Here is a 16,819-nt window from a genome sequence, read left to right as displayed (position 1 = left end):
CACAGATGTCACCCATCGGGCCTAACCCGAACCCACCCCGCATCCGCAGAACACCCCAGGAGACACCGACCATGAGATTGAAGGGAAAGACCGTGCTCGTCACCGCCGCCGGCCAGGGCATCGGCCGCGCCAGCGTGCTGGCGCTCGCGGCCGAGGGCGCCCATGTGTGGGCCACCGACGTCAACGAGCAGCTGCTGTCGGCCTATGCCGACGTGGCGAACGTCACGGCCCTGAAGCTCGACGTGCTCGACAAGGCCGCCATCGGCGCGGTCGTGGCGCAGCTGCCCACGCTCGACGTGCTCTTCAACTGCGCGGGCGTGGTGCACAACGGCACCATCGAGCAGGCCAGCGACGACGACCTCGACTTTGCCTTCCGCCTCAACGTGCGCGCGCAGATGTGGACCATCCAGGCCGTGCTGCCCGGCATGCTCGCGGCCGGGCGCGGCAGCATCATCAACATGGCCAGCGTGTGCTCCAGCATGAAGGGCCTGCCCAACCGCTTCGTCTACGGCACCACCAAGGCGGCCGTGCTCGGCCTCACCAAGAGCGTGGCGGCCGACTACGTGGCCCGCGGCATCCGCTGCAATGCCGTGTGCCCGGGCACGGTCGACACGCCCTCGCTGGGCGATCGCATCAACGCCAACGCCGACCCCGAGGCCGCGCGCAAGGCCTTCGTGGCGCGCCAGCCCATGGGCCGCCTCGCGCGGGCCGAGGAGATCGCGCCGGTGGTCGTGTTCCTGGCGAGCGACGAATCCATCTTCGCCACCGGCCAGTACTTCACGGTCGACGGCGGCATCACGATATGAACCGGCTCGATTTCGAAGGCCGCCACGCCGTGGTCACCGGCGGCGCCACGGGGCTGGGCTTCGGCATCGCGCAGCGGCTCGTCGCCTCGGGCGGCAGCGTCACGCTGTGGGACCGCGACGAGGCCGCCGCCGGGCGCGCGGCCGAAGCGCTGGGTGCCAAGGCCTTCGCATTGAAGGTCGACGTGACGCAGCAGCCCTCGGTCGCGAAGGCCGTGGCCGCCACGCTCGCGCACGCGCCGCGCATCGATGCGCTGGTCAACAGCGCCGGCATCACCGGGCCCAACGTCAAGCTGTGGGACTACCCGGTGGACGAGTGGCGCCAGGTGATGGAGGTCAACGTCAACGGCGTGTTCCTGTGCTGCCGCGAGGTGGTGGCGCAGATGCGCAGGCAGGGCACGAAAGGCGAAGGCCGCATCGTCAACATCGCCTCGGTGGCGGGCAAGGACGGCAACCCCAACGCCAGCGCGTACAGTGCGAGCAAGGCCGCCGTCATCGGGCTCACCAAGTCGCTCGGCAAGGAGCTGGCCGACACCGGCATCCGCGTGAACTGCGTGACGCCCGCGGCGGTGAAGACCGCCATCTTCGACCAGATGACCCCCGACCACATCGCCTTCATGCTCTCGAAGATTCCCATGGGCCGCTTCGGCACCGTGGAAGAGGTGGCCGCGATGGTCGGCTGGCTCTGCACCGACGATTGTTCGTTTTCCACCGGCGCGGTCTTCGACCTCTCCGGTGGCCGCTCCACCTACTGATTCCCCATTCAATGCACTGAAAGGAACGCATGAAACTCGTCCGCTATGGCAACCCCGGCAAAGAGAAGCCCGGCCTCATCGACAACGAAGGCAGGCTGCGCGACCTGAGCGCCGTCGTCAAGGACATCGGTCCCGACCAGCTCGGCGATGCCGCCCTTGCCAAGCTGCGCAAGACCAAGCTCGACAAGCTGCCGCTGGTCAAGGGCAAGCCGCGCTTCGGCAGCCCCGTGGCCAACGTCGGCAAGTTCATCGCCATCGGCCTGAACTACGCCGACCACGCGGCCGAGTCGGGCCTGCCGGTGCCCAAGGAACCCATCGTCTTCATGAAGGCCACCAGCTGCATCCAGGGCCCGAACGACCCGGTGATGCTGCCCAAGGGCTCGGTCAAGTCCGACTGGGAGGTCGAGCTCGGCGTGGTCATCGGCACGAAGGCGCGTTATGTGTCGCAGAAGAGCGCACTGGACTACGTGGCCGGCTACTGCACCATCAACGACGTGAGCGAACGTGAATACCAGATCGAGCGCGGCGGCACCTGGGACAAGGGCAAGGGCTGCGACACCTTCGGCCCCATCGGCCCCTGGCTCGTCACGCGCGACGAGATCGAGAACCCGCAGAAGCTCGCGATGTGGCTCGACCTGAACGGCCAGCGCGTGCAGACCGGCAGCACCGAGACCATGATCTTCAGCGTGGCCAAGCTCGTGAGCTACGTGAGCCAGTTCATGACGCTGATGCCCGGCGACGTGATCACCACCGGTACGCCGCCCGGCGTCGGCATGGGCATGAAGCCGCCGCTGTTCCTGAAGAAGGGCGACGTGATGACGCTGGGCATCGAAGGCCTGGGCGAGCAGCGCCAGGACGTGGTGCCCTTCAAGCTCTGAGTACGCGCACCAGCTCGTCGTACACCAGCCGCACGCGCGCCGGCACCGGCGCGCGCTGCGGGCGGTAGACGTGGATCGGCCAGGGCTCGGGCGCCTCGGCCGCCAGCACCTCCACCAGCGCGCCCGACTGCAGCCACGGCTGCGCCAGCGGCCCGATGAGCTGGCCGAAGCCGATGCCCGCCAGCACCGCGGCGCATTCGGCGTCGATGTTGTCCGTCACGAACGCGGGCGACGACACGGTGAACACCCGCTTCTTGCTGAAAGCCCACGGCCAGGGACGGCCCGAGCTGTGGTCGATCAGCGCCGTCACCGGCAGCGCCGACAGCGCATCGACGGTGCGCGGCGCACCGACCCGCTCGATGAGTGCGGGTGATGCCACCACGCACAGCGACATCTTTCCCACACCCCGGGCCACGAAGCGCGCGTCGCGCATCGGGCCGACGCGCACGCCGAGGTCGATCTGCTGGTCGACCACGTCGGCATGCTGCTCCGACAGCCGCAGGTCGAGCACCAGCCCGGGATGCTGCGCCAGCAGCGGCGCCAGCGCCTGCGGAATCAGCCGGGCGTACACATGCGGCGCCGTGACCCGCACCGTGCCCGTGTGCTGCGACAGCGCGCGCCGGTCGATGCGGTGGAAAAGTTCGTCCACGCCACCCACGGCCACGCGGGCGCGCTCGGCGAGCTGGCGCCCGAAATCGGTGAGCTGCACGCCGCGCGTGCTGCGGTGAAAGAGCGGTTCGCCCAGCTCTTCTTCGAGTTCGCGCACCGCGCGCGTCACCACCTGCGGCGACACCGACAGGCGCACGGCCGCCTCGCGGAAGTTGGTGGCATCGGCGGCGGTGAAGAACACGCGCAGGGCTTCGAGGCGGTTGGACATGGGGTGTTCCTTTTTCAGGAATTCTGAAGTCGCCAGAGTTTCATTTACTGGAACGCGTGGATTTTCCACACTGCATGCACTTCTTCAACACACCCCAAGGAAATTCCCATGACCTCCATTCAAGACAACATCCAGGGCAAGGTTGCCATCGTCACCGGCGCCAGCAGCGGCCTGGGCGAATCGACGGCGCGCCACCTGGCCGCGCGTGGCGCCAAGGTGGTGCTCGCGGCCCGCCGCACCGACCGGCTCGACCAGGTCGTCGCCGAGATCCGCGAGGCCGGCGGCGATGCCATCGCCGTGGCCACCGACGTGGCCAAGCGCGCCGACCTCGAAAAGCTCGCGGCCGCGACGGTCGAGGCCTTCGGCCGCATCGACGTGCTGGTCAACAACGCGGGCGTGATGCCGCTGTCGCCGCTGGACAAGCTCAAGGTCGACGAATGGGACCGCACCATCGACGTCAACATCAAGGGCGTGCTCTACGGCATCGCCGCCGTGCTGCCGCGCATGCAGGCGCAGGGCAGCGGCCACATCGTCAACGTCGCGTCGATTGCCGGGCTGAAGGTGTTCACGCCCATCGGCACCGTCTACAGCGCGACCAAGCACGCGGTACGCGCCATCTCCGAAGGCCTGCGCGTGGAGGTGGGCAACAGCGGCGTGCGCGTGACCATCGTGTCGCCCGGCGCCGTGGACTCGGAGCTGAAGTTCGGCAGCAGCGACGCCGAGAGCGCCGCCGGCGTGAAGGCCTTCTACGACGCCAACCAGATTCCGGCCGACTCGGTGGCACGCGCCATCGTCTACGCGGTGGAGCAGCCGGCCAACGTGGACATCAACGAGGTCGTGCTGCGGCCCGTGTCGCAGGAGTTCTGAGAGTCGGTCGGGGCAAGGGTGCGGCCCCCTGGCGGCCGCCCTTTGCTTTCGCTAACCTTTATTAACCTACCGCGGCCCAAGGTCATTTGCGGTCAAAAGTGCAAAGCCCCTGCAAAATAGAACGACCGTTCGTTTTATTCGGAGCTTTCACGATGTCCGCCACCGCCGTTCCCGCCAAGCCGGCCCGCGCCGCCCCCAAGGGCCAGCAGACCAAGGCCATCATCGTCGATGCCGCGCTGGCGCTGGCCGCGCAGATCGGGCTCGAGGGCCTGTCGATCGGCGCCGTGGCCGAAATCACCAAGATGAGCAAGTCGGGCGTGTTCGCCCACTTCGGCTCGCGCGAGGAACTGCAGATTTCGGTGGTGCGCGAATACCACGCGCGCTTCGAGCAGGAGGTGTTCTTCCCCGCGCTCCAGGCGCCGCGCGGCCTGCCGCGCCTGCGCGCCATGTTCGCCAACTGGATGAAGCGCACCTCGACCGAGATCGACTCGGGCTGCATCTACATCAGCGGCGCCTCCGAATTCGACGACCGTCCGGGCCCGGTGCGCGATGCGCTGGTCGAGTCGGTCAGCATCTGGCAGGCCGCCGTGCTGCGCGCCATCGTGCAGTCCAAGACCGAAGGCCACCTGCGCGCCGACGCCGATGAGCGCCAGGTCGGGTTCGAGATCCACGGCCTGATCCTCGCGCTGCACTACGAAGCCCGCTTCCTGCAGGTGCCCGGCTCCATCGGCCGTGCCAACGTCGGCTTCGACAACATCCTCGCGCGCGCCGCCACGCCGGACGCGCCGCCTGCTTCCAATGCCGCCGAGTCCGCGCCCGCTGCGCGCGGCACGCGCCGGCTCAAGACCGTGCGCTGAGCGCCACGGCTGCCCGTTTCGTTTTTCCGTTTTCGTTTTTTCCAATCTATCTAGCTTCGACCAGGAGAGTCCCGGATGCCTACCTACAACCCCCCCGTGCGCGACATGCAGTTCGTGCTGCACGAAGTGCTCAACGTCGCCGAGGAACTCAAGGCACTGCCGGCCCACGCCGAGACCGATGCCGACACCATCAACGCCGTGATCGAAGAGGCCGGCAAGTTCGCGGCCGAAGTCACCTTTCCGCTGAACATCAGCGGCGACGAAGAAGGCTGCGTGCTCGACAAGGCCACGCACGAAGTGAAGACGCCCACGGGCTTCAAGGACGCCTACGCCAAGTACGTCGAAGGCGGCTGGCCCGCGCTGTCGTGCGACCCGGCCTTCGGCGGCCAGGGCCTGCCGTTCGTGGTGAACCAGTGCCTGTTCGAAATGCTCAACAGCGCCAACCAGGCCTGGACCATGTACCCGGGCCTGTCGCACGGCGCCTACGAGGCACTGGCCGCGCACGGCACCGACGACCAGAAGAAGACCTACCTGCCCAAGCTCACGAGCGGCGAGTGGACCGGCACCATGTGCCTGACCGAACCCCATTGCGGCACCGACCTGGGCCTGCTGCGCACCAAGGCCGAGCCGCAGGCGGACGGCACCTACCGCATCACCGGCAGCAAGATCTTCATCTCGGCCGGCGAGCACGACATGACGAGCAACATCATTCACCTGGTGTTGGCCCGCCTGCCGGACGCGCCCAAGGGCAGCAAGGGCATCAGCCTGTTCGTGGTGCCGAAGTTCCACGTCAAGGCCGACGGCTCGCTGGGCGAGCGCAACCCGATCTTCTGCGCCGGCCTGGAGCACAAGATGGGCATCCACGGCAACGCCACCGCGCAGATCGTGATCGAAGGCGCCACCGGCACGCTGGTGGGCGAGCCCAACAAGGGCCTGGCCGCGATGTTCGTGATGATGAACGCCGCCCGCCTGGGCGTGGGCAACCAGTCGCTGGGCCTGACCGAAGTGGCCTATCAGAACGCGCTGGCCTACGCCAAGGACCGCATCCAGATGCGCTCGCTGTCGGGCGTGAAGGCCAAGGACAAGGAAGCCGACCCCATCATCGTGCACCCCGACGTGCGCAAGATGCTGCTCACGGCCAAGGCCTACGCCGAAGGCGGCCGCGCGCTGCAGATCTTCTGCACGCTGCTGCTCGACAAGGAACACAACCATCCTGATGAAAAGGTGCGCAAGGACAGCGGCGAGCTGGTCGCGCTGCTCACGCCCATCGTCAAGGCCTTCATCACCGACAACGGCCACATCGCGACCAATTCGTGCATGCAGGTCTTCGGCGGCCACGGCTTCATCAAGGAATGGGGCATGGAGCAGTTCGTGCGCGACAACCGCATCAACATGATCTATGAAGGCACCAACACCATCCAGTCGCTGGACCTCTTGGGCCGCAAGATCCTGGGCAACAACGGCGCCTCGCTGAAGAAGTTCGGCAAGCTCGTCGCCAAGCTGGTGGAAGAAGAAGGCGTGAACGAGAAGATGGCCGAGTTCATCAACCCGATCGCGATGCTGGGCGACCAGCTCACCAAGTTCACGACCGAGATCGGCTTCAAGGGCTTCCAGAACCCCGACGAAGTGGGCGCCGCCGCCGTCGACTACCTGCGCGTGGCCGGCCACTTCGTGTTCGGCTACCTGTTCGCCCGCATGGCGCAAGTGGCGCTGCGCGAAATCGCCGCCGGCAACAACGATCCGTTCTACGTCGCCAAGCTGCAGACCGCACGCTTCTACTTCGCCAAGCTGTTCCCCGAGACCGCGACGCTGATGCGCACCGCGCGCGCCGGCAGCAAGGTGTTGATGGACACCGACGCCGCACTCGCTTAAGTGACACACAGCCTTTCTTCATCGACCCACCGGGAGCCCGCTCATGAAAGCAATGCTTGCAGCCGTCTTGTTCACCGTCACCGCCGCTTCGGCCATGGCCCAGAGCACGCCAGTGGGCCTGTGGCGCAACGTCGACGACAAGACCGGCGAGGCCAAGGCCGAGATCCGCATCGCCGAGACCAACGGCGCGCTGCTCGGTCGCATCGAGAAGTCGTTGAAGAAAGACACCAAGCCCGACGCCACCTGCGACGAATGCGCCGACGACCGCAAGGGCAAGCCCATTGCGGGCCTGGAGATCATCCGTGGCGGCAAGAAGGCCGAGGGCAAGGACGTCTGGGAAGGCGGAAAGATCCTCGACCCCGAGAACGGCAAGGAATACCGCGCGAGCTTCACGCCGATCGACGGCGGCAAGAAGCTCGAGGTCCGCGGCTACCTCGGCCCCTTCTGGCGCACCCAAACCTGGAACCGTGTGCAGTAAGCGGCGCAACGGAGGCCATGTGACATGAGTGTCTCATCGGGAAAGTTGATCGGTGGCCTTGCCCTCGTGGCGGTTGCTGCTGCTGCGGCCGCTGTCATCTTCTTTCTTGGGATATTCGCAACTGTCCCCATTGCTACCGGGTACAGAGGCGGCTCGGCGACATTCCCGTGGTGGGTCGGTTTCGGTTGGGCGATCTGCGGCCTGTTTGGTTTTGGAGGACTGGTTCTCCTTGCGAACTCACTGGCAGCAGACGAGTCGCCACCGACCTCAAGGGCCGACTCGGACTCGGCATAGCGCGTCACCGATGCAGCGGAGATTCCCTTTTGTGCTTGATAGCTTGACCCACTCCCGTAGCTGCTCACTTCGTGTAGCAGCCTCCCCCTCAAGGGGCAACACCAGCGGCCCGGTCAAACCGGTTCCGCAGTGTTCCCCGAACTGATTCATAACTTCGAAACTCAGCCATGTCCCGATTTCAAGTGAAGAAGGTCGCCGTGCTCGGCGCCGGCGTGATGGGCGCGCAGATTGCCGCCCACCTCGTCAACGTGCGCGTGCCTGTCGTGCTGTTCGACCTGGCCGCCAAGGAAGGCCCGAAGAACGGCATCGTCACGCGCGCCATCGACAACCTCAAGAAGCTCAAGCCCGCGCCCCTGGGTGACGTGGCCGACGCGGGCCTGATCGAGCAGGCCAACTACGACGACGACCTCGCCAAGCTCGGCGAGTGCGACCTCATCATCGAGGCCATTGCCGAGCGCATGGACTGGAAGCTCGATCTGTACAAGAAGATCGCGCCGCACGTCGCCAAGCATTCGATCCTGGCCTCGAACACCTCGGGCCTGTCGATCACCAAGCTCAGCGAAGCACTGCCTGAAGCCCTGAAGCCGCGTTTCTGCGGCATTCACTTCTTCAACCCGCCGCGCTACATGTTCCTGGTGGAGCTGATCAACACGCCCACCACGCAGCCCCAGGTGCTCGACGACCTCGAGGCCTTCGTCACCAGCACGCTCGGCAAGGGCGTGGTGCGTGCGCACGACACGCCCAACTTCATCGCCAACCGCGTCGGCATTGCCGGCATGCTGGCCACGCTGAAGGAAGTCGAGAAGTTCGGCCTCACGCCTGACGTGGTGGACGACCTCACCGGCAAGAAGCTGGGCCGCGCAAGTTCGGGCACTTTCCGCACCGCCGACGTGGTGGGCCTGGACACCATGGCCCACGTCGTGAAGACGCTGCAGGACAACCTGAACGCCGAGACCGATCCGTTCTACGCCAACTTCGCGACGCCGCCCGTGCTCGCCAAGCTGCTGGAGCTGGGCAACCTGGGCCAGAAGGCCAAGGCCGGTTTCTTCAAGAAGGTCGGCCGCGACATCCTGCGCTTCGACCTGAAGAGCGGCGAGTACGTGCCCGCTGGCGCCAAGGCCGACGAGGTGTACGGCCGCATGCTCAAGAAGCCCGCGGGCGAACGCCTGAAGCTGCTGCGCGAGAGCGAAGGACCGCAAGGCCAGTTCCTGTGGGCCATCCTGCGCGACGGTTTCCACTACGCCGCCGTGCACCTGGCCGACATCGCCGAGAGCGCGCGCGACATCGACTTCGCGATGCGCTGGGGCTTCGGCATGAAGCAGGGCCCGTTCGAACTCTGGCAGGAAGCCGGCTGGGCGCAGGTCGCCAAGTGGGTGCAGGAAGACATCGACGCGGGCAAGGCACTCAGCACCGCACCGCTGCCGAAGTGGGTGTTTGAAGGACCAGTGGCCGAGGCTGGCGGCGTGCACACGCCCGAAGGCTCGTGGAGCGCCTCCCAGAACAAATTCGTGCCGCAGCGCAAGCTGCCCGTGCACGACCGCCAGCTGTTCCCCGAGAGCGTGCTCGGCGCGAACGCGGCCGATGCCAACACCGCCGGCACGACGATCAGCGACGAAGGCGACGTGCGCGTGTGGACGCTCGACGGCGAAGTGCTCATCGCCAGCATCCAGTCGAAGATGCACGCCATCAGCCCCGACGTGGCCGAGGCGCTGGGCGCCGCGGTCGACCTGGCCGAAGCCGAATACAAGGGCCTCGTGATCTGGTCGCCCGACGAGGTCTTCTCGGTCGGCGCCGACCTGCAGGCGATGCTGCCGGCCTTCGTGGTCGCGGGCATCGGCGCGGTCGAAGGCGCGGAAGAAGAGCTGCAGAACGTCATGCTCAAGATCCGCTACGCCAACGTGCCGGTGATTTCGGCCGTGCGCGGCATGGCGCTGGGCGGCGGCTGCGAGCTGGCCATCCACTCGGCCAAGCGCGTCGTCGCGATGGAAAGCTACATCGGCCTGGTCGAAGTCGGCGTGGGCCTGATCCCCGGCGCGGGCGGCCTGACCTACATCGCACGCCGCGCGGCGGAAAACGCATCGGCCTCGACGGGCACCGACCTGCTGCCCTTCCTCACCGAAGGCTTCACTGCCGCGGCGATGGCGAAGGTGGGCACCGGCGCGCTCGACTCGAAGAAGCTCGGTTACCTGCTCGACAGCGACGTGATCGTGCCGAACAAGGACGAGCTGCTCTACGTGGCACTGCAGCAGGCCAAGGCCATGGCCGACGCCGGCTACCGCCCGCCGCTGCGCCGCACCTTCCGCGTGGCGGGCCGCAGCGGCGCCGCGACGATCAAGGGCCAGCTCGTGAACATGCGCGACGGCGGCTTCATCAGCGCGCACGACTTCCACATTGCCAGCCTGATCGCGAACGTGGTCACCGGCGGCGACGTGGACGCGGGCTCGCTCGTGACCGAGGAATACCTGATGACGCTGGAACGCAAGGCGTTCTGCTCGCTCATCGTGCACCCCAAGACGCAAGAGCGAATCATGGGGATGCTCAGCACCGGCAAGCCCGTGCGCAACTAAGGACAGATTTCATGAGCAAGCAAGTACAAGACGCCTACATCGTCTCCGCCACCCGCACGCCCATCGGCAAGTCGCACCGCGGCTACTTCCGCAACTACCGTCCCGACGACCTGCTCGCGACCACGCTGAAGGCAGCACTCGCGGCCGTGCCGGGCCTGGACCCCAAGGCCATCGAGGACATCATCTGCGGCTGCGCGATTCCCGAATCGCAGCAGGGCCTGAACGTCGCGCGCATCGGCGCGGTGCTGGCGGGCCTGCCCACCAGCATCGGCGGCATCACCGTGAACCGCTTCTGCGCCTCGGGCCTGTCGGCCGTGCAGATGGCGGCGGACCGCATCCGCGTCGGCGAGGCCGACGTGATGATCGCGGCCGGCGTCGAGAGCATGAGCATGGTGCCGATGATGGGCAACTCGCCCTCGCTGTCGCCCTCGATCTTCGAGCGCGAAGGCGACGTGGGCATTGCCTACGGCATGGGCCTCACGGCCGAGAAGGTCGCGCAGCAGTGGAAGGTGAGCCGCGAGGCGCAGGACGCGTTCGCGCTCGCCTCGCACCAGAAGGCACTGGCCGCGCAGGCCGCCGGCAAGTTCGCCGACGAGATCACGCCGATCGAAGTGACCGACCGCACGCCGAACCTGGAAACCGGCGAATCGATCGCCAAGACCCGCACCGTGAGCCTGGACGAAGGCGCGCGCCCCGACACCAGCATCGAAGGCCTGGCCAAGCTGCGCACCGTGTTTGCCGCGCGCGGCACCGTGACGGCCGGCAACAGCTCGCAGACCTCGGACGGCGCGGGCGCGCTGATCCTGGCCAGCGAGAAGGCCATCAAGCAGTACGGCCTCACGCCGCTCGCGCGCTTCGTGAGCTTCGCCAGCAAGGGCGTGCCGCCGCACATCATGGGCATCGGCCCGATCGAGGCGATTCCGGCTGCGCTGCGCTATGCGGGCCTGAAGCACGAAGACATCGACTGGTTCGAACTCAACGAAGCCTTCGCCGCGCAATCGCTCGCGGTGATGAACACGCTGGGGCTCGACCCGTCGAAGGTCAACCCGATGGGCGGCGCCATTGCACTGGGCCACCCGCTGGGCGCGACCGGCGCGATCCGCGCGGCCACCGTGGTGCACGCACTGCGTCGCGAGAAGCTGAAGTACGGCATGGTCACGATGTGCGTCGGGATGGGGCAGGGCGCAGCGGGCATTTTTGAACGCGTCTGATCCGTCCGACCCCGGGACGCCCTAGCAAGGGGCCGCAGAACGAAGGAGACCACGGAATGCAAGCCCTGCAACTGCCGGTCGACGCCGGCGCCCACGTGGCGGTGCGCCGCTACGACCCCGCCGGCGCACCGCGCGCCAGCATCGTCATCGGCGGTGCGATGGGCGTGCGCCAGTCGTTCTACGAGCCCTTCGCGCACTGGCTCGCGGGGCAGGTCCTGCGGGTCTGGACCTTCGACTACCGCGGCAGCGGCGACTCGCTTGGCGATGCGCCGCTGCGTGGTTTCCAGGCCGACCTGTTCGACTGGGCGCGCGACTACGAGGCGGTGATCGACGCCGCCAAGGCCGCGCTGCCCGACCAGCCGCTGTACCTGCTGGGCCACAGCCTCGGCGCGCAGCTGCCGGGCTTCCTGCAGCGGCCCGGGCAGGTCGACGGCCTCGTGAGCATCGCGGCCGGCAGTGGCTACTGGCGCGAGAACGCGCCGAAGCTGCGGCGCAGCATCCTGTATTTCTGGTTCGTGCTGGTGCCGCTGGCGACGCGCCTGTGGGGCTACTTCCCGGGCCGCAAGCTGAAGAAGGTCGGCGACCTGCCGCGCGGCGTGATCCTGCAGTGGCGCCGCTGGTGCCTGAATCCGCGCTACAGCGTGGGCGCCGAAGGCGAGCCCGCGCTGCAAAGCTATGCGCGCGTGCGCTTCCCGGTGCTCGCGCTCTCGATGACCGACGACGAACTCATGACGCATGCCGGCACGCGCAGCCTCGTGAGCTTCTACGCGGGCGCGCCGAGTGCGGTCGAGCGCATCGCGCCGGCCGACGTGCAGGCGCGGCGCATCGGCCACTTCGGTTTCTTCCGCGAGCAATTCAGCCAGAGCCTGTGGCCGAGCACGCTCGACAAGCTGCACCGGCTCGCCGCGCTGACCGCGCCTGCGGCAGTGCAGCACGCCAACGTCCCGCACACGACTGCGTGACGTCATCCTCCGCAGGCACACTGGCGATCACCATGAGCAGCACGACCCCACACCCCCTCGACAAAGCCCTGGCCCTGCACCACAGCGACATCCGCGTGGGGCACTTCACGGGCACCACGAGTCCCGACTACTGGAACATGGTCGGTCCGTTCGGCGGCACCACTGCGGCGCTTGCGCTGCAGGCGGTGCTCCAGCACCCCGACCTGCTCGGTACGCCCATCGCGCTGACCGTCAACTACGCGGCCGCGCTCGGCGAGGGCGCGTTCGACATCCAGGCCACCGCCGTGCGCACCAACCGCTCGACGCAGCACTGGACGGTGACGATCACGCAGCCCGGCGCCGATGGCACGGCGAACATGACGACCACCGCCACCGTGGTCACGGCCGCGCGCCGCGACACGTGGAGCCAGGCCGACCTCACCATGCCCGAGGCGCCCAAGCCCGAGGCGGTCGATCGCATCCGCATCGGCCCGTCGGGCGTGGCCTGGCTCGAGCAGTACGAGATGCGCCCCTTCAGCGGCGGCATTCCCGCCAAGTGGGACGGCAGCCTGCAGCACAGCGAAACGCGCCTCTGGGTGCGCGACGCGCAGGCCCGCCCGCTCGACTTCGCCTCGCTCGCCGCGCTGAGCGACGTGTTCTACCCGCGCGTGTGGCTGCGCCGCGCCACGCACGTGCCCGCGGGCACGGTGTCGATCACCACCTACTTCCATGTCGGCGCCGCCGAGCTGGCCGAGGTCGGCACGGGCTACCTGCTGGGCTGCGCGGCGGGGCAGCAGTTCTTCAACGGCTTCTTCGACCAGAAGGCGCAGCTGTGGAGCGAGAAAGGCACGTTGCTCGCCACGTCGAACCAGATCGTCTACTACAAGGAATGAACGTCATGGCGCTCACCAAGGCTGCATTGATCGTCGGCGCGGGCGACGCTACCGGCGGCGCCATCGCCCGCCGTTTCGCACGCGAGGGCTACGCCACCTGCGTCACGCGGCGCAGCCTCGACAAGCTGCAGCCGCTGGTGGCGCAGATCGAGGCCGACGGCGGCCGGGCCCACGCCTTCGCCTGCGATGCACGCAAGGAAGAAGAAGTGGTGGCGCTCATCGAGCAGATCGAATCGACCGTCGGGCCGATCGAGGTGATGGTGTTCAACATCGGCGCGAACGTGCCCGAGAGCATCCTCACCGAAACCGCGCGCAAGTACTTCAAGGTGTGGGAGATGGCCTGCTTCTCGGGCTTCCTCAACGGCCGCGAAGTGGCCAAGCGCATGGTGGCGCGCGAGATGCCGGCCGGCGGCCATCGCGGCACGATCATCTTCACGGGCGCGACGGCCTCGCTGCGCGGCGCCGCCAACTTCGGTGCCTTCTCGGGCGCCAAGATGGCCCTGCGCGCGTTGGCGCAGTCGATGGCGCGCGAGCTGGGGCCGCAGGGCATCCACGTCGCGCACGTCGTGGTCGACGGCGCCATCGACACCGAGTTCATCCGCAGCAATTTCCCCGAGCGCTATGCGCTGAAGGACAGCGACGGCATCCTGAACCCGGACCACATCGCCGACAGCTACTGGATGCTGCACGCGCAGCCGCGCGACGCGTGGACGCACGAGCTGGACCTGCGCCCCTGGTCCGAGAAGTTCTGACCGGCGCCGCGCTACGCATCGCGTCGCGACGCACAGCCCCAAGGAGACGACACCCATGACGAAATCCGTCGCGTTCTATTTCGACGTCGGCAGCCCCGCCGCCTACCTGGCCGCCACGCAGCTGCCGCACGTGTGCGCCGACACCGGCGCCGAGCTGGTCTGGAAGCCCATGCTGCTGGGCGGCGTGTTCCAGGCCACGGGCAACCATTCGCCCGCCGAGATCAAGGCCAAGGGCCCGTACCTCACGACCGACCTGCAGCGCTTCGCGAAGCGCTACGGCGTGCCCTTCGTGCACAACCCGCACTTCCCGATCAACACGCTGCTGCTGATGCGCGGCGCCACCGGCGTGCAGATGAAGATGCCCGAACGCTTCGGTGCCTACATCGACGCGGTGTTCCATGCGATGTGGGTCGAGCCAAAGAACCTGAACGACCCCGCGACCGTCGGCGCCGTCTTGCAAAATGCTGGCTTCGACGCCGCGGGCCTGCTTGCGCTGGCCGGCGCACAGGAAGTGAAAGACCGCCTCAAGGCGGTCACGCAGGAGGCGGTGGAGCGCGGCGTGTTCGGCGCCCCCACCATGTTCGTCGGCGACCAGATGTTCTGGGGCCAGGACCGCCTCGATTTCGTCCGCGAAGCCATCGACGCCTGAGCGCGTCGCCCCCCGTTTTACCTACCCAAGGATCTTTCCATGAGCGACATCCTCGTCCACACCGAAGCCGGCGTGATGACCATCACCTTCAACCGCGTCGACAAGAAGAACTCGATCACCAGCAGCATGTACGCCGCGCTGGCCGACGCGCTCGCCACGGCCGAGAGCGAAGCCGCCGTGCGCTGCGTGCTGATCCAGGGCGACCCGACGATCTTCAGCGCCGGCAACGACATCGGCGACTTCCTCAACGGCCCGGCCTCCACGCAGGAATCGCCGGTGTTCCGCTTCCTGCGCGGCATCGCCACTTTCCCCAAGCCCATCGTCGCGGCCGTGTGCGGCCCGGCCGTGGGCATCGGCACCACGATGCTGTTCCACTGCGACCTCGTCTACGCGGGCGACAACGCGGCCTTCTCGATGCCCTTCGTCAACCTGGGCCTGTGCCCCGAGGCCGCGTCGAGCCTGCTGGTGCCGCAGATGCTGGGCTACCACCGCGCCGCCGAAGCCCTGCTGCTGGGCGAGCCCTTCATGGCCGAGGCCGCGCTCGAAGTGGGCCTGGTCAACCGCGTGGTGCCGCCGACCGAAGCCAACGGCATCGCCCAGACGCAGGCGCGCAAGCTCGCCGCCAAGCCGCTGAGCGCGCTGATCGAGACCAAGCGCCTGCTGAAGAAGGCGCAGATGCCCGCCGTGCTTGAGCGCATGGGCGAAGAAGGCGCGAGCTTCGGCCGCATGCTGCGCGAGCCGGCCGCGAAGGAGGCTTTTGGCGCTTTCATGGAGAAGCGCAAGCCTGATTTCTCGAAGGTCTAAGCCTTCCGTGGACTTGCCTGCGGACGGTGCCTGCGTACACTGTTCCTCGTGCCTGCTCCAGACGTCAATCCGCCCACAATGCCCGCCACGCGGGCGATGCGTGCTACTGAAAAAGTAGCATTCGGATCGACGCGCCGGCATGCTTTGGGCTTACTCGCGGGCACGCTCGCGGCGCCCTCGCTGGTGCTGGCGCGCGTGCGGCCGTTGCGCATCGGGGTCATCGGCTCATGGTCGGGGCCCTATGCGGGCGGCGGGCGCCAGTTCGACGCCGGCATGGCGGTCTGGCTGGCCGACCACAAGCAGCAGATCGCGGGCCGGCCGGTCGAGCTGCTGCGCCGCGACGTGCCCGGCAGCGCGCCCGAGCAGGCGCGGCGCCAGGCGCAGGACCTCATCGAGAGCGAGCGGGTCGACCTGCTCACGGGGCTGGACTTCAGCTCCAACGCCTACGCCGTCGGCACCGTCGCCACGCAGGCGCGCGTGCCGACCGTCATCATGAACGCCGCCTCTTCGGGCATCCCCGGGCGTTCGCCGTTCATGGTGCGGGTGTCGTTCACCATCGCGCAGGTCACGGCGCCGCTGGCGCGCTGGGCGCTGCAGCAGGGGCTGCGCGACGTGTGCACCGTGGTGGCCGACTACGCCTCGGGCGTCGACGCCGAAAGCGCCTTCGTCTCCGGCATCACCGCGGGCGGCGGTCGCGTGGGCGCGATGCTGCGCGTGCCGCTGAACACGCTCGACTATTCGGCCTACATGCTGCGTCTGCGCGAGCTCAAGCCGCAGGCCGTGTTCTTCTTTTTGCCGTCGGGCCAGATGCCGGCCATCTTCCTGAAGTTCTGGCGCGACCGCGGCATGGCCGACACCGGCATCCGCCTGCTCGCCACGGGCGACGCCACCGACGACCACTACCTGGACGGCATCGGCGAACTGGCCGAAGGGCTGGTCACCAGCCACCACTATTCCTTCGCCCACGAGTCGCCGGCCAACCGGCGTTTCGCGGGCGCCTTCGAGACCGAATACGGCAGCCACCTGCGCCCGGGCTACTTCGCGGTGGCGGCGCACGACGGGCTCGCGGCCATCGACGCCGCGCTGAGCGCGCCGGGCGCGCGCGGCGGCAAGGCGGGCGCCGAGCGGCTGGTGGATGCGTTCCGCGGCCTGCGGCTGGACAGCCCGCGCGGGCCGGTCGAGATCGACGCCCACACGCGCGACGTGGTGCAGTCGGTCTACATCCGCCGCGTGGAGCGGCGCGACGCGCGCTGGATCAACCGCGAGTTCGAGTGCTTCGAGCGCGTGCGCGACGCCGGCATGGGCGTCGCCTGAAGGCGGC

16 protein-coding genes are annotated in these 16,819 nt (G+C 67.9%); 15 read left to right on the top strand and 1 reads right to left on the bottom strand.

What is annotated here, in order from left to right:
- Positions 1-71 precede the first annotated feature (71 nt).
- From ACAM52_RS24740 to ACAM52_RS24730, 3 genes are read left to right on the top strand one after another with little or no spacing between them, the layout of a single operon-like run.
- Positions 72-806, top strand: a complete 735-nt coding sequence (locus ACAM52_RS24740) for an SDR family oxidoreductase (protein ID WP_369644815.1) — start codon at positions 72-74, stop codon at positions 804-806.
- Entirely contained in the window at positions 803-1,558 is a 756-nt protein-coding gene (locus tag ACAM52_RS24735) for an SDR family NAD(P)-dependent oxidoreductase (RefSeq protein WP_095743533.1), read from the top strand. Before ACAM52_RS24740 ends, ACAM52_RS24735 begins: the two co-directional genes overlap by 4 nt.
- Before the next feature lie 29 nt (positions 1,559-1,587).
- Positions 1,588-2,436: a fumarylacetoacetate hydrolase family protein gene (locus ACAM52_RS24730; RefSeq protein WP_369644814.1), complete on the top strand. Its 849-nt coding sequence runs from the start codon at positions 1,588-1,590 to the stop codon at positions 2,434-2,436.
- Here the strand turns inward: ACAM52_RS24730 and ACAM52_RS24725 are convergent.
- Positions 2,426-3,313, bottom strand: coding sequence for a LysR substrate-binding domain-containing protein (locus tag ACAM52_RS24725; RefSeq protein WP_369644813.1), 888 nt, complete (start codon positions 3,311-3,313; stop codon positions 2,426-2,428). The two genes, ACAM52_RS24730 and ACAM52_RS24725, sit on opposite strands and share 11 nt — an antisense overlap.
- A 108-nt stretch (positions 3,314-3,421) precedes the next feature.
- Between ACAM52_RS24725 and ACAM52_RS24720 the strand changes: the two genes are divergently transcribed.
- From ACAM52_RS24720 to ACAM52_RS24665, 12 genes are all read left to right on the top strand, one after another.
- Entirely contained in the window at positions 3,422-4,180 is a 759-nt protein-coding gene (locus ACAM52_RS24720; RefSeq protein WP_070060220.1) for an SDR family oxidoreductase, read from the top strand.
- A 152-nt stretch (positions 4,181-4,332) separates the two neighbouring features.
- Positions 4,333-5,037 (top strand): TetR/AcrR family transcriptional regulator, encoded by a 705-nt coding sequence (locus ACAM52_RS24715; RefSeq protein WP_070060219.1) that lies wholly within the window; start codon positions 4,333-4,335, stop codon positions 5,035-5,037.
- A gap of 75 nt (positions 5,038-5,112) precedes the next feature.
- Complete coding sequence (locus ACAM52_RS24710; RefSeq protein ID WP_369644812.1) at positions 5,113-6,909, top strand: acyl-CoA dehydrogenase C-terminal domain-containing protein; 1,797 nt, start codon at positions 5,113-5,115, stop codon at positions 6,907-6,909.
- A gap of 43 nt (positions 6,910-6,952) precedes the next feature.
- The gene (locus ACAM52_RS24705; RefSeq protein ID WP_369644811.1) at positions 6,953-7,387 is read left to right on the top strand and encodes a DUF2147 domain-containing protein; all 435 of its coding nucleotides are present in this window, start codon (positions 6,953-6,955) and stop codon (positions 7,385-7,387) included.
- 461 nt (positions 7,388-7,848) lie between these two features.
- Positions 7,849-10,248 (top strand): 3-hydroxyacyl-CoA dehydrogenase/enoyl-CoA hydratase family protein, encoded by a 2,400-nt coding sequence (locus ACAM52_RS24700; RefSeq protein ID WP_369644810.1) that lies wholly within the window; start codon positions 7,849-7,851, stop codon positions 10,246-10,248.
- Between the two features lie 11 nt (positions 10,249-10,259).
- Positions 10,260-11,459, top strand: coding sequence for an acetyl-CoA C-acyltransferase (locus ACAM52_RS24695; RefSeq protein ID WP_062471086.1), 1,200 nt, complete (start codon positions 10,260-10,262; stop codon positions 11,457-11,459).
- Positions 11,460-11,515: 56 nt separating this feature from the next.
- A complete protein-coding gene (locus tag ACAM52_RS24690) occupies positions 11,516-12,421 on the top strand; it encodes an alpha/beta fold hydrolase (protein ID WP_369644809.1) in 906 nt (301 codons plus the stop codon).
- A 32-nt stretch (positions 12,422-12,453) separates the two neighbouring features.
- Entirely contained in the window at positions 12,454-13,293 is an 840-nt protein-coding gene (locus ACAM52_RS24685; protein ID WP_307696587.1) for an acyl-CoA thioesterase II, read from the top strand.
- A gap of 5 nt (positions 13,294-13,298) precedes the next feature.
- Complete coding sequence (locus tag ACAM52_RS24680; RefSeq protein ID WP_095949525.1) at positions 13,299-14,045, top strand: SDR family oxidoreductase; 747 nt, start codon at positions 13,299-13,301, stop codon at positions 14,043-14,045.
- Positions 14,046-14,100: 55 nt separating this feature from the next.
- Positions 14,101-14,694 carry a 2-hydroxychromene-2-carboxylate isomerase gene (locus ACAM52_RS24675; protein ID WP_070060211.1) on the top strand — a complete coding sequence of 198 codons (594 nt, stop codon included), beginning with the start codon at positions 14,101-14,103 and terminating at the stop codon, positions 14,692-14,694.
- Between the two features lie 39 nt (positions 14,695-14,733).
- Positions 14,734-15,498, top strand: coding sequence for an enoyl-CoA hydratase (locus ACAM52_RS24670; RefSeq protein WP_070060210.1), 765 nt, complete (start codon positions 14,734-14,736; stop codon positions 15,496-15,498).
- 195 nt (positions 15,499-15,693) lie between these two features.
- Positions 15,694-16,812, top strand: a complete 1,119-nt coding sequence (locus tag ACAM52_RS24665; RefSeq protein WP_139701560.1) for an ABC transporter substrate-binding protein — start codon at positions 15,694-15,696, stop codon at positions 16,810-16,812.
- Positions 16,813-16,819 lie beyond the last annotated feature (7 nt).

This window comes from Variovorax sp. V118 (genome assembly GCF_041154445.1).
Lineage (GTDB): Bacteria > Pseudomonadota > Gammaproteobacteria > Burkholderiales > Burkholderiaceae_C > Variovorax > Variovorax boronicumulans.
Note: the sequence above shows the minus strand (reverse complement) of the source record. Positions and strands in the feature narration are given on the sequence as shown.

Coding starts and splice junctions, on each gene's coding strand:
- ACAM52_RS24740 (WP_369644815.1), top strand. CDS start 72: ATGAGATTGAAGGGAAAGACCGTGCTCGTCACCGCCGCCGGCCAGGGC.
- ACAM52_RS24735 (WP_095743533.1), top strand. CDS start 803: ATGAACCGGCTCGATTTCGAAGGCCGCCACGCCGTGGTCACCGGCGGC.
- ACAM52_RS24730 (WP_369644814.1), top strand. CDS start 1,588: ATGAAACTCGTCCGCTATGGCAACCCCGGCAAAGAGAAGCCCGGCCTC.
- ACAM52_RS24725 (WP_369644813.1), bottom strand. CDS start 3,313: ATGTCCAACCGCCTCGAAGCCCTGCGCGTGTTCTTCACCGCCGCCGAT.
- ACAM52_RS24720 (WP_070060220.1), top strand. CDS start 3,422: ATGACCTCCATTCAAGACAACATCCAGGGCAAGGTTGCCATCGTCACC.
- ACAM52_RS24715 (WP_070060219.1), top strand. CDS start 4,333: ATGTCCGCCACCGCCGTTCCCGCCAAGCCGGCCCGCGCCGCCCCCAAG.
- ACAM52_RS24710 (WP_369644812.1), top strand. CDS start 5,113: ATGCCTACCTACAACCCCCCCGTGCGCGACATGCAGTTCGTGCTGCAC.
- ACAM52_RS24705 (WP_369644811.1), top strand. CDS start 6,953: ATGAAAGCAATGCTTGCAGCCGTCTTGTTCACCGTCACCGCCGCTTCG.
- ACAM52_RS24700 (WP_369644810.1), top strand. CDS start 7,849: ATGTCCCGATTTCAAGTGAAGAAGGTCGCCGTGCTCGGCGCCGGCGTG.
- ACAM52_RS24695 (WP_062471086.1), top strand. CDS start 10,260: ATGAGCAAGCAAGTACAAGACGCCTACATCGTCTCCGCCACCCGCACG.
- ACAM52_RS24690 (WP_369644809.1), top strand. CDS start 11,516: ATGCAAGCCCTGCAACTGCCGGTCGACGCCGGCGCCCACGTGGCGGTG.
- ACAM52_RS24685 (WP_307696587.1), top strand. CDS start 12,454: ATGAGCAGCACGACCCCACACCCCCTCGACAAAGCCCTGGCCCTGCAC.
- ACAM52_RS24680 (WP_095949525.1), top strand. CDS start 13,299: ATGGCGCTCACCAAGGCTGCATTGATCGTCGGCGCGGGCGACGCTACC.
- ACAM52_RS24675 (WP_070060211.1), top strand. CDS start 14,101: ATGACGAAATCCGTCGCGTTCTATTTCGACGTCGGCAGCCCCGCCGCC.
- ACAM52_RS24670 (WP_070060210.1), top strand. CDS start 14,734: ATGAGCGACATCCTCGTCCACACCGAAGCCGGCGTGATGACCATCACC.